We start from the raw sequence: 10,729 nt of genomic DNA on the forward strand, positions 1-10,729 counted from the left end.
TGTGAGGCGCAAAATTCCGGGATTTTCGAGATGAATTTGATCCGCTCCTTCACCCTGCTGCTGGTCTCAGTAGTCGTTGCAACGCCGGCGCTGGCGCAGGATCGGCGCGTGCCGACCTCGGGCGCCGAGCTGCGGCTGTCGTACGCGCCGATCGTGCAGCGCGCGCAGCCGGCGGTGGTGAACGTCTATGCCGCCAAGACCGTGCAGAATCGTAATCCGCTATTGGACGATCCGATCTTCCGCCGCTTCTTCGGTGTCCCGGGCATGCAGCCCGAGCAGATGCAGCGCTCGCTCGGATCGGGCGTGATGGTCGATGCCTCGGGGCTCGTGGTCACCAACAACCACGTCATCGAGGGCGCCGATCAGGTGAAAATTTCGCTCGCCGACAAGCGCGAGTTCGAGGCCGAGATCGTGCTGAAGGACAGCCGCACGGATCTGGCCGTGCTGCGCGTGAAGGACGGACGAGAGAAGTTTGCGACGCTGGACTTTGCCAATTCCGATGAATTGCTGGTCGGCGACGTCGTGCTCGCGATCGGCAATCCTTTCGGCGTCGGTCAGACCGTGACCCATGGTATCGTCTCGGCGCTGGCCCGCACCAAGGTCGGCGTCACCGATTACCAATTCTTCATCCAGACCGATGCGGCGATCAATCCCGGCAATTCCGGCGGCGCGCTGGTCGACATGACCGGCAAGCTCGTCGGCATCAACACCGCGATCTTCTCGCGTTCCGGCGGCTCGCAGGGCATCGGCTTTGCGATTCCCGCCAACATGGTGCGCGTTGTCGTGGCCTCCGCCAAGAGCGGCGGCAAGGCGGTCAAGCGGCCGTGGCTGGGTGCGAAACTGCAGGCGGTGACGCCTGAAATCGCCGAGACGCTGGGGCTGAAACTGCCGAACGGCGCATTGGTCGCCAATGTCGCGCCGAACAGTCCGGCCGCCCGCGCCGGGCTGAAACCGTCCGATCTGATCGTCGCCATCGAAGGGCAGACGATCGACGATCCCAACGCATTCGACTACCGCTTCGCCACAAGGCAGCTCGGCGGCGCCGCGCAGATCGACGTGCAGCGTGGCGGAAAGACCGTCAAGGTCACAGTGCCGCTGGAGACCGCCCCCGACACCAACCGCGACGAAATCGTGCTCACCGCGCGCTCGCCGTTCCAGGGCGCCAAGGTCGCCAATATCTCGCCGGCGGTTGCCGATGAGTTGCACCTGGATTCCCAGGCCGAGGGCGTCGTGGTGATCGATCTCGCCGACGGCGGCACGGCGGCAAGCGTCGGCTTCCAGAAGGGCGACATCATCCTGGCGGTCAACAATCAGAAGATCAGCAAGACCAGCGATCTCGACAAGGCTTCGAAAATTTCATCCAGGCTCTGGCGCATCGTCGTGGTGCGCGGCGGCCAGCAGATCAACGTGACGCTCGGCGGATGAGCCCGAAGAAACCCCGGGAGGCTGCCAACCTCTTTGCCGCGGCAGGGATGGAAGAGGATGCGCCGCGTCCGCTTCCAGACCGGCTGCGGCCGCGTTCGCTCGCCGATGTCGTCGGACAGGATCACATACTTGGCCCCGACGGCGCGCTGACGCGGATGCTGGAGACGCGCACGCTGGGCTCGCTGGTGTTCTGGGGACCGCCCGGCACCGGCAAGACCACGGTGGCGCGGCTGTTGGCGGATACCACCGAACTGCATTTCGAGCAGATTTCCGCGGTGTTTTCCGGCGTCGCCGATTTGAAGAAGGTATTCGACGCGGCGCGCGCCCGGCGCGAGATGGGCAAGGGCACGCTGTTGTTCGTCGACGAGGTGCACCGTTTCAACCGCGCGCAGCAGGATTCGTTTCTGCCTGTCATGGAAGACGGCACCGTGGTGCTGGTCGGCGCCACCACCGAAAACCCGTCATTCGAACTCAACGCCGCGCTGCTGTCGCGCGCACGCGTGCTGGTGTTTCATTCGCTCGATGCTGCCGCGATCGAAAAACTCTTTGCCCATGCCGAGAAGGTCGAGGGCCGAAAATTGCCGCTCGATGCCGAGGCGCGCGCCGTGCTGGTGCGGATGGCCGACGGCGACGGCCGCGCCGCGCTGACGCTCGTCGAAGAGGTCTGGCGCGCCGCGCGCACGGACGAAATCTTCAACGCCGCCCAGTTGCAGGAAATCCTGCAGCGCCGCGCGCCGATCTACGACAAGTCCGCCGACGGCCATTACAACCTGATCTCGGCGCTGCATAAGTCGGTGCGCGGCTCGGACCCCGACGCCGCGCTGTATTACCTCGCGCGCATGCTGGACGCCGGCGAGGACCCGCTGTTTTTGGCGCGGCGCGTGGTGCGCATGGCGGTGGAGGATATCGGCCTTGCCGATCCGCAGGCGCTGGCGATCTGCAACGCCGCCAAGGATGCCTTTGATTTTCTTGGGTCTCCCGAGGGCGAGCTCGCGATCGCGCAGGCTGTGATCTATCTCGCCACCGCGCCGAAATCGAACGCCGCCTACAAGGCCTTTGGCGCGGCGATGCGCACGGCGAAGGAGGGCGGCTCGCTGCTGCCGCCGAAACATATTCTCAATTCGCCGACAAAATTGATGAAGTCAGAAGGCTATGGCTCCGGCTACGAATACGACCACGACGCGCCGGATGCCTTCTCCGGACAGGACTACTTTCCGGAAGCGCTGGGGCGGCAGACGTTTTACGATCCGCCCGATCGCGGCTTCGAGCGCGAAATCCGCAAGCGGCTGGATTACTGGGCGAAGTTGCGTAGGGAGCGAGGCCAGCGCGAATGAAGAGTTTCGGGAAGTATTTTAGGCGGGCGGTCGGGGCTATTGCCTTCGTGACGCTGGCGTCGACGCTACCTGTGGCGGCGGAGACCGTCGAGGTTGCACCCGGCGTGCAGGTGACGAAGCGGACCTATGCAGCAGCGCCGACCAACGAGCAGCCGTTTTTCGGATTTGCAGTCAAGAATGCGGAGGAAAAGGCCGCCGACGAGAAATTCGTAAGCGCCATCATCGGGGCGACAGGCTCTCGCGAAAAAGCCTTTGAGGAAATAACGCTGCGTGGCTGGCGGGCCGTAAATACCGGCAAGATACGTGAGGCCGCGCTGCGGTTTAACCAGGCGTTTCTCATTTCACCGGAGCAGAGCGCCGTCTATCACGGCCTCGCGGTGGTCGCGCAATTTCGCTTCAATGATCTCGACGCCGCCGACGAACTGTTCAGGATCGCGCTCAAACAGCCCAATCCGGTGAAGGCGCTCAGGGCCGACTATGGCCGCATGTTGCTGATCGCGAAGCGCCCGCGCGATGCGCAGCCCGTGCTGGAGCAGGCGGTCAAGGATGCGCCGGATTTCGGCGACGCCTGGACCAATCTCGCCATCGCGCGCTTCCAGAACGGTGACGCGGCGGCCTGCGCTGCAGCGGATGAAGCCGCCAAGAAGCGTCCGTCGAACAATTCCGGGGCCGACCTGACCGCGGTGAGAAACGCCGCGCAGTGCAAATAGCGCCGGTGGTCTTCCGCGTCAGCCCGACCTTACTTCGTAGACTCGAATGCTCGAAATGAAAGGGTTGCCCTGCGCCATCTTCTCGGCGTCGTCGAGGCTTGCCGCGTTGACGATCGTGAAGCCGGTGATGGAGTCGGGTCCGAGCGGAAGGTCCTTCGTTCCGCCCTTCGAGATTTCGCGACCATTGCCGAAGCCGCCCATGTCCACGGCATGCGGCTTGGTGGCCTCGAACCATTTGCCCCAGGCGGCCATGATTTCCGGAGTGGGCTTTTCAAACCCGTAATGCAGCAGCACAAACTTCTTCATGTTCGACTCCTTTTCACCGATCTGGGCGATTGCTTGTTCTTTGGAGACGTCGCCTTCGCCGCGATTGCCTCGGCATACTTCAGCGAAAGATTGATCCAGAATGCGCGCTGGCCCGCGTCGGCCAGTAGCTCCTCGGGCAATCGCACATATTCGCGCATCGGCCGACCTTTCATCGGCTCGAAGGTCCGTTCGCCAAATTCGGCGGTGAAACGAGCGCGATCCTTCTCCGAGAGCCGCATGACGAAATCGTTCTGGTGCAGCCCGATGAAGAGATTTCCGTTGGCGAAGGCCGCCGGGTAGCCGAACATCTTGCGGCGGGAGATATTTGCGCCTGACGGAACCGACTGGTCGAACAGGTCGATCAGCGACTGCGGTGATTTCGTCCAGGCCACCGGCGCCTCCCGTCAGTTTGCAGCGGGCGTCATGCGCCGGCGTTCGGCAAGGTCGAACAGAAGGGGGAGCTTGCGGACGAGCGCCATCGAGCCGCTTACGCTGGCGCGCTTCGCATCGATCGCGTCCTGAACGGACACGCTCGTCCCGACAATCTGGAGCACCGCGTCGAACGGGGCTTCCAGCGTCCCCTTGCAATCGGTGATGCCTCTTTCAATAGCCGTCCCGACGCCGCTGCCTGCGACGGTGAAGCCTGCCGATTTCCTGCCATGGGTGACCACAAGACCGACCCTGATTTCCGGCACGGGTGAGCGCTTCGCAATGGCATCGAGGCCCAGCAGCACCCAATCCGGCTCGAACATGTCGCCCGGCACCGGCGGGAACAGGAAGCGGCCGCCCCAGCGGATCAACTCCCGGATCGCGGGCTGAATTTCCCGGCCGATCTCGGTCAATTCGTACACCTGCGCATTGGCCGGCGGCGGCAAGGCGGTGCGCCGCACGACGTTGCATTCGATCAGGGCGGTGAGGCGCGTGGTCAGCAAGGTGGGACTCATGCCGTCAAGATGATCCAGGAGATCGCCAAATCGCTTCGGCCCAAGAAGAAGCTCGCGGATGATCAGGAGGGTCCAACGCTCGCCGATGATCTCCGCCGCGCGGGCGAGTGCGCAGAATTGCGGATAGTGAAGATTGCTCATGCCGTCGAGCTTGTTTCCTCCGCATCATGTCGGTAGGCGAGGGCGATCAACGGCCCCACAATGGCGAATTGCAGGATCGTAAACGCGGTTTCGAGCAGCACGTAGTCCGGCACTGAAACCATCACATTCTTGGCTGCGACCGCGAGCGTTGTGAACGACCATGACAGCAGGCCAGCGCCAAGTCCGTACAGGAGCCCGTCCTTCAGAAACGAGCCGCTACGCTGTGGGAATACGCGCGGGAACAACCACGAGAATATCGCGCCCTGGATGATCATCGAACCCAGTCCGAAGGCGATCACCGGCTCGTCGCGATAGATCTGGAGCGCGTGGTACTTCTGCTCGAACAGGACGAGGTGCCAGACATAGGCGATCGGAAAGGATGGCAGCAGGTAGGCGGCGAAGCCAAGCCAAAAGCCGCGGGCGCCGGTTGGACGGGCAACGTCGGAAGTTGCTGACATCGGGCAACAGCTCCATCGTACTACATTTTTTATAGTACAAAGTCCAAAATCTGGAGTCAAGTGTTTCCGAGGATCGGCTGCACCTTCGCACGGACAAACTTGCGGGGCTCTGCTTCGTTGTTGTTTTTAGTGTGTTGCTTGGCGGTGTTCTTGAAAACCGCGTCGTTCTTACGGGTGCAACGCTTGGTATCATCACTCTCGAGCGAGACACTTCACCGCTTAATTCATTGAAGTGACGGCGAGCGCACCGCTGGCTATTTCCCTGTCGTGACGAAGCCCAGGATCTGATCGGTCAGACGCGTGTCGGCAGTGTTGATCGAATACACCTCCGACATGTGACTGTGCTGCGGCAGCAGGATAGCGCGTGCGCATCCGCTGGTCCGTTTGCATGAGGCTCGCCTCCCGAGATCGAGCTGCACCACGAATCCTTCCGGATCCAGTTCGGCGGCAACCATCATCAGCGGAATGTCGGTCGTCGCCAGACCCCTCGATGAGGATCGTTCGGCATAGCGCGCGGCATCGTTACCAAAATAGGCGCGCTGGGTATCGGCGAGTGGCATTGCGGTCAGGTCGTAAATGCCCGAGATCATGATCGCGCCGGCGAGGCCGCCGCCCTTGATCTTGTGAAGTTCGGGATGTGAAACATAGGTCGCGACGTGAACCGCGCCCGCGGAGTGCCCCATCAGAAAGATACGCGCACCATTGCCGCCGCGCTCGCCGATATTGTCCGCAACCCACTGCACCGCGGTGGCCAGATCCTCGGCGCCCGCCGGCCAGGGTGCTTGCGGTGCGAGGCGATAGGTCACGTTCACCCCGACAAAGCCGTTCTTTACCGCCCACAGCATGATGTTGTCATAGAATGGGCTGGTCGGCGTCGTGCGCTTGTTGCCACCCACATACGCGCCTGCATGTACATAGATCAGTACCGGCCGCGGAGATGCAGCCGTTTCCGGCATGAAAACATCGAGCAAGTTGCGGTCGGCCGGACCGTATTTGACGTCCCGCTCGACCCTGACACCTTGATAGGGCTCTTTTTCCTGCAGCGGCGCGTAGAGCGCGAAAGTCCTGGGCGGATCGATGACGCGGCCGAGTTCCAGCAGCGTCCGCGCGATATGCTCCGGCATCGGGCTCCGCTGCGCTTCGGCCGCGTTCGCGAACATTGCGGCCACAACGACCAAAACCAATCTTGCTAGGGCCATCCGGGCTCCCCGCGCATCGTCAAAACTGGCCTAGTCTGGCCGATCCGGCGCGGGATTGGCACCGAATTCACCGTGACGATTCGCTGCATTTGCGCTACCGAAAGGCTAACCTTTGGAGCCGAAATCAGATGAGCCGCCGCGACCGAAAACCGTTAGCCAAGTCGCGCCCGCAAGCCGATCGCGCCAAAGGACCTGCCAAGGGATTCGCCAAGGGAGCTTCGCCGTTTCGAGGCAAGAAGCAAGGCGAGCGGCCGGTGGGCAAGCCACCGCGGTTCACTGAACCGCGGCGAGAGAAGCCGTCCTATGTGGCGGCAGAGCCCGAGAAGACAAAAGCCGAACCGCCGCTACCGACCAAGGTTCAGACCGTCGTCGTCACGGCGGACGAGAACAACATGCGGGTCGACCGCTTCCTCGAGGCACGCTTTCCCGGCCTGTCGTTCTCCCACATCCAGCGCATCGTCCGGAAGGGCGAGCTGCGCGTCAACGGCAAGCGCGCCGACAGCAAGGACCGGCTGGAAGAAGGCCAGAGCGTTCGCATCCCGCCGCTGCGGCTCGATGCGCCGAAGGGCGCGGGTGCGCTCTCGGAAGCCGCGACCAAGACGCTGCAGGCGCTGAAGGAGATGACGCTTTACGAAGACGCCGACGTGCTGGTGCTGAACAAGCCGGCGGGGCTTGCGGTGCAGGGCGGGTCCGGCATCACGCGCAACGTCGACCAGATGCTGGAGGTGATGCGCGATGCCAAGGGGCAGAAGCCGCGGCTGGTGCATCGGCTCGACAGGGAAACATCGGGCTGTCTGCTGGTCGCCAAGACCCGCTTTGCTGCAACTGCCCTGACCGGGTCGTTCCGCCACCGCTCCGCGCGCAAGATTTACTGGGCGCTGGTGGCCGGCGTGCCGAAGCCGAAGCAGGGCCGCATCTCGACCTATCTCGCCAAGGAGGAAAGCGAGGAGGACAGCATCATGCGGGTCGCTAAACATGGCGACGAGGGCGCGAGCCACGCGGTGACCTATTACGCCGTGGTCGAGACCTCGGCGCAGAAGCTCGCCTGGGTGTCGCTGAAGCCGGTCACCGGGCGAACCCACCAGTTGCGCGCCCACATGGCGCACATCGACCACGCCATCGTCGGCGATCCCAAATATTTCAACAAGGAGAACTGGGATCTGCCGGGCGGGCTTCAGAACCGGCTGCATCTCTTGGCGCGGCGGCTCGTGATCCCGCATCCGCGCGGCGGCGTCATCGATGTCAGCGCGCCGCTGCCGCCGCACATGCTGCAGTCCTGGAACCTGCTCGGACTGGAGCATGATCGGTTCGATCCGATCGAGAACGCTCCGGAGGAGTAGCGGCGACGGCGATACCGGCGAGCGGAACCCGGCTTCAGCCGGTAGAACCGGCATCGCAGTTTGTCGGCCTAACGTCCTCATCGCCTTTATTTGCATCCACCGGCATCGTATTGTCAGGCTTGGATTATCCGACTGCTGGACACCGCATGCGTGAACTATTCGATGAAGTCGCTGGACAGTCTCCGCTCGATCCGCAGGAGTCGGTGCGTCGCGCCACCCGCGCGCCCCAGCGCAAGCGCTTCTACAGGGAAGCCGGCGTCGCGCCGGCCGATGGCGGGTTTGGCGTGACGCTGGACGGCAAGCCGATCCGCACGCCTTCCGGCCGCCAGGTCATAGCGCCAGCCGGCGCCATCGCCGAGCACATCGCTGCGGAATGGAATGCGCAAGGCGAGATCATCGATCCCCTGACCATGCCGCTGACGCGCTTCGCCAACTCTGTCGCAGAGGTCGCCGATCGCGTCGATGCCGTGGCGGACGATGTCGCAAAATATCTCGGCTCCGACTTGCTGTTCTATCGCGCCGGCCATCCCGAGGCGCTGGTCGCCCGCGAAGCGGCGCATTGGGACCCGGTGCTGTCATGGGCTGCGAACGAGCTCGGGGCTCATTTCATCCTGTCGGAGGGGATCGTGCATGTGACCCAGCCGGAGCAGGCGATCAAGGCTGCCCGTAGCGTGTTTCCGGCCGACCCCTGGGCAGTGGCGGCGCTGCATGTTGTGACGACGTTGACAGGCTCCGCGCTACTGGCGCTGGCGTTGCTGCATGGTGTCCGCGATCCCGATCAGGTCTGGGCGGCGGCCCATGTCGATGACGACTGGAACGCCGAGAAATGGGGCGTGGACGAGGAGGTGGCGGCTCGCCGGGCCGCCCGTCTGGTCGATTTCCGGGCCGCGGTGACCATTCTGGACGCCCTGAAGGCTTAAGCGCCGTCCGCCGCGGTTAAGGAGAGGTTTACGACGCCGGGTTAGCCTTCGCACCTGGGCCGAGACCTCAAGACATGGCGAATTCGATCAATCCCGTTCTGCCGGTGCTTGCCGCCCAAGAGGCTGGCGGCATTGCGCCTGAACTCGTGCTGCAGCCGGGCAGCGTGGTCAACGCCCAGGTCCTGAAAGTGCTGTCTGCCGATCTCGTGCGGATTGCGATCGCCAGCCTCTCGATCGACGTGGCCACGGAAATTCCGTTGCAGCAGGGCCAGAACCTGCAGCTCGCGGTATCGCAGACCAAGGACGGCATCCGCCTGGCCGTGGTCGGGCAGGGCAGTGATGCCGCCGGGGCATCCGCCGACGCCGTCACCTTGTCATCCAATGCGCTGGCCGAGGCCGCAGCCAATCGGCCGGCCATCGTCTCAGTGAAGAACGTGCTGACGCCGCTGGAGCGCGCGGCCGTCTCCGCCGCCGCCCAGGCCGCTGCGACCGAACAGGACAGCCTGGCGCCGTTGTTTGCCAATCTGGGGGCGGCGATTTCGTCCAGCAATCTGCCGCCGAAATTGCAAGCGGCGATCGCGCAGGTGCTGGCGCAACAGACCAGTCTCGATCAGAACCTCGATGGCGCCGACATCAAGACGGCGTTCCAGAAGTCTGGAATATTCCTCGAAACCTCGCTGGCGTCGGGCACGGTATCTCCAAGCGGCGTACCCGACTTAAAGGCCGCGCTGATCGTGCTGCGTCAGACGCTGCAGTCGGCGCTCGGCGTCAATTCGACGACCGCGCCGCCGGCGACACCGGCCGGGGCGCAACAGACTGCGCCGCCACAGGCCGTCGCGAGCCTCGCGCCGTCTTTGTCGCCCAACGTCGATGTGCCGGAAATCCTGCTGCCGCAGGCGCGATTGCTTGCAGCCGAAAATCTCGCGCTGCCGGCTCACGCCGCCCGAAGCCCGCTGGCGACCCCGCCTTCGGCCGGCGCAACGCTGAACCTTCTGCAGGAAGCGCTGCAGGAACTCGGCGTTCCCGTCAGGGCTGCCACCGCCGCGTCGAAAGACGTTCGGGCCGGCGACGTCACCTTCCACACCAACACGCCGCCGCCGCCGATCCGCGGCGGACTGCCGACCGCACAGCCGATCGCCTCGCCCAGCATCGCGCCGCATGCGCCGCTCGAGGCGACCGCGCACCATCTGCTTGATGATACCGATGCTGCCATCGCGCGGCAGACGCTGCTGCAGGTCGCCTCCTTGCCCGATCGCATCGATGCGGGGCCGAAAGCTGACGTCACCGCGCCACGCTGGAATTTCGAAATTCCCTTCGTGACGCCGCAGGGCACCGCGATGGCGCAGTTCGAGATTTCCCGCGATAGCGGCAGCGAAGCCGTCGAGGCGGTCAAGCGGGTGTGGCGGGCGCGATTTTCGCTCGACGTCGAGCCGGCCGGCCCGGTTCACGCGCTGATATCGCTGACCGGCGAAAAGACTTCGGTGCGGATCTGGGCGGAACGACCGGCGACCGCAGAGCAACTGCGTGCCGGGACCTCGCAGCTGAGCGAGGCGCTCAGCCGCGCCGAGTTGCAGCCCGGCGATATCGTGATCCGCGACGGCGCGCCGCCGCAGGCCGCACCCGCGGCCCGTGCCGGCCATTTTCTGGACCGCGCGCTATGAGCGTCGAGACCAGAAGCAAGCTTGCGGTCGCGCTGCATTATGACAAGACCGGCGCGCCGCGGGTCGTCGCGAAGGGCAAGGGCGTCATCGGTGCGAAGATCATCGAGCTCGCCCGGGAACACGATATTCCGATCGAGGAGAACGAGGTGCTGGCGGGCGCCTTGTCCCATGTCGAGATCGGCGACGAAATCCCGCCGGAGCTCTACAAGGCAGTCGCCGAAGTGCTGATCTTCGTGCTGCGGCTGTCGGGCCGGATCCGGTGATTGCTGTGGTTTTTCGCGCGAGCGGATG

12 protein-coding genes are annotated in these 10,729 nt (G+C 64.1%); 7 read left to right on the plus strand and 5 right to left on the minus strand.

From position 1 onward, the window contains the following. Positions 1 to 30 precede the first annotated feature (30 nt). From LMTR13_RS16905 to LMTR13_RS16915, 3 genes are read left to right on the plus strand one after another with little or no spacing between them, the layout of a single operon-like run. A complete protein-coding gene (locus LMTR13_RS16905; protein WP_065728835.1) occupies positions 31 to 1,425 on the plus strand; it encodes a DegQ family serine endoprotease in 1,395 nt (464 codons plus the stop codon). Beyond that, positions 1,422 to 2,759 (plus strand): replication-associated recombination protein A, encoded by a 1,338-nt coding sequence (locus LMTR13_RS16910; RefSeq protein WP_065728836.1) that lies wholly within the window; start codon positions 1,422 to 1,424, stop codon positions 2,757 to 2,759. The genes LMTR13_RS16905 and LMTR13_RS16910 overlap by 4 nt, the downstream gene beginning before the upstream one ends. Beyond that, a complete protein-coding gene (locus LMTR13_RS16915; protein WP_065728837.1) occupies positions 2,756 to 3,469 on the plus strand; it encodes a tetratricopeptide repeat protein in 714 nt (237 codons plus the stop codon). Before LMTR13_RS16910 ends, LMTR13_RS16915 begins: the two co-directional genes overlap by 4 nt. An 18-nt stretch (positions 3,470 to 3,487) precedes the next feature. Here the strand turns inward: LMTR13_RS16915 and LMTR13_RS16920 are convergent, their stop codons facing one another. From LMTR13_RS16920 to LMTR13_RS16940, 5 genes are all read right to left on the minus strand, one after another. After that, a complete protein-coding gene (locus tag LMTR13_RS16920; RefSeq protein ID WP_065728838.1) occupies positions 3,488 to 3,775 on the minus strand; it encodes a YciI family protein in 288 nt (95 codons plus the stop codon). Beyond that, a complete protein-coding gene (locus LMTR13_RS16925; protein WP_065728839.1) occupies positions 3,772 to 4,167 on the minus strand; it encodes a TfoX/Sxy family protein in 396 nt (131 codons plus the stop codon). The genes LMTR13_RS16920 and LMTR13_RS16925 overlap by 4 nt, the downstream gene beginning before the upstream one ends. Before the next feature lie 12 nt (positions 4,168 to 4,179). After that, positions 4,180 to 4,860, minus strand: coding sequence for a winged helix-turn-helix transcriptional regulator (locus tag LMTR13_RS16930; RefSeq protein WP_065728840.1), 681 nt, complete (start codon positions 4,858 to 4,860; stop codon positions 4,180 to 4,182). Then, complete coding sequence (locus LMTR13_RS16935) at positions 4,857 to 5,318, minus strand: hypothetical protein (RefSeq protein WP_065728841.1); 462 nt, start codon at positions 5,316 to 5,318, stop codon at positions 4,857 to 4,859. Before LMTR13_RS16935 ends, LMTR13_RS16930 begins: the two co-directional genes overlap by 4 nt. 254 nt (positions 5,319 to 5,572) lie before the next feature. Further along, the gene (locus LMTR13_RS16940; RefSeq protein ID WP_065728842.1) at positions 5,573 to 6,517 is read right to left on the minus strand and encodes an alpha/beta hydrolase; all 945 of its coding nucleotides are present in this window, start codon (positions 6,515 to 6,517) and stop codon (positions 5,573 to 5,575) included. Between the two features lie 128 nt (positions 6,518 to 6,645). Between LMTR13_RS16940 and LMTR13_RS16945 the strand changes: the two genes are divergently transcribed. The 4 genes from LMTR13_RS16945 to LMTR13_RS16960 all read left to right on the plus strand — a co-directional run bounded on the left by LMTR13_RS16945 (position 6,646) and on the right by LMTR13_RS16960 (position 10,701). Then, positions 6,646 to 7,857: an RluA family pseudouridine synthase gene (locus LMTR13_RS16945; RefSeq protein ID WP_065728843.1), complete on the plus strand. Its 1,212-nt coding sequence runs from the start codon at positions 6,646 to 6,648 to the stop codon at positions 7,855 to 7,857. Between the two features lie 146 nt (positions 7,858 to 8,003). After that, a complete protein-coding gene (locus LMTR13_RS16950; RefSeq protein ID WP_065728844.1) occupies positions 8,004 to 8,777 on the plus strand; it encodes an ATP12 family chaperone protein in 774 nt (257 codons plus the stop codon). Positions 8,778 to 8,851: 74 nt separating this feature from the next. Next, positions 8,852 to 10,438 (plus strand): flagellar hook-length control protein FliK, encoded by a 1,587-nt coding sequence (gene fliK, locus LMTR13_RS16955; RefSeq protein ID WP_065728845.1) that lies wholly within the window; start codon positions 8,852 to 8,854, stop codon positions 10,436 to 10,438. Continuing rightward, positions 10,435 to 10,701 carry an EscU/YscU/HrcU family type III secretion system export apparatus switch protein gene (locus LMTR13_RS16960; RefSeq protein WP_028349018.1) on the plus strand — a complete coding sequence of 89 codons (267 nt, stop codon included), beginning with the start codon at positions 10,435 to 10,437 and terminating at the stop codon, positions 10,699 to 10,701. The genes fliK and LMTR13_RS16960 overlap by 4 nt, the downstream gene beginning before the upstream one ends. Positions 10,702 to 10,729: the final 28 nt, after the last annotated feature.

The organism is Bradyrhizobium icense (genome assembly GCF_001693385.1).
Taxonomy (GTDB): Bacteria; Pseudomonadota; Alphaproteobacteria; order Rhizobiales; family Xanthobacteraceae; genus Bradyrhizobium; species Bradyrhizobium icense.

What these genes read in the sequence shown, in the direction of transcription:
- LMTR13_RS16905 (WP_065728835.1), top strand. Translation starts at nt 31, where the DNA reads ATGAATTTGATCCGCTCCTTCACCCTGCTGCTGGTCTCAGTAGTCGTT.
- LMTR13_RS16910 (WP_065728836.1), top strand. Translation starts at nt 1,422, where the DNA reads ATGAGCCCGAAGAAACCCCGGGAGGCTGCCAACCTCTTTGCCGCGGCA.
- LMTR13_RS16915 (WP_065728837.1), top strand. Translation starts at nt 2,756, where the DNA reads ATGAAGAGTTTCGGGAAGTATTTTAGGCGGGCGGTCGGGGCTATTGCC.
- LMTR13_RS16920 (WP_065728838.1), bottom strand. Translation starts at nt 3,775, where the DNA reads ATGAAGAAGTTTGTGCTGCTGCATTACGGGTTTGAAAAGCCCACTCCG.
- LMTR13_RS16930 (WP_065728840.1), bottom strand. Translation starts at nt 4,860, where the DNA reads ATGAGCAATCTTCACTATCCGCAATTCTGCGCACTCGCCCGCGCGGCG.
- LMTR13_RS16935 (WP_065728841.1), bottom strand. Translation starts at nt 5,318, where the DNA reads ATGTCAGCAACTTCCGACGTTGCCCGTCCAACCGGCGCCCGCGGCTTT.
- LMTR13_RS16940 (WP_065728842.1), bottom strand. Translation starts at nt 6,517, where the DNA reads ATGGCCCTAGCAAGATTGGTTTTGGTCGTTGTGGCCGCAATGTTCGCG.
- LMTR13_RS16945 (WP_065728843.1), top strand. Translation starts at nt 6,646, where the DNA reads ATGAGCCGCCGCGACCGAAAACCGTTAGCCAAGTCGCGCCCGCAAGCC.
- LMTR13_RS16950 (WP_065728844.1), top strand. Translation starts at nt 8,004, where the DNA reads ATGCGTGAACTATTCGATGAAGTCGCTGGACAGTCTCCGCTCGATCCG.
- fliK (WP_065728845.1), top strand. Translation starts at nt 8,852, where the DNA reads ATGGCGAATTCGATCAATCCCGTTCTGCCGGTGCTTGCCGCCCAAGAG.
- LMTR13_RS16960 (WP_028349018.1), top strand. Translation starts at nt 10,435, where the DNA reads ATGAGCGTCGAGACCAGAAGCAAGCTTGCGGTCGCGCTGCATTATGAC.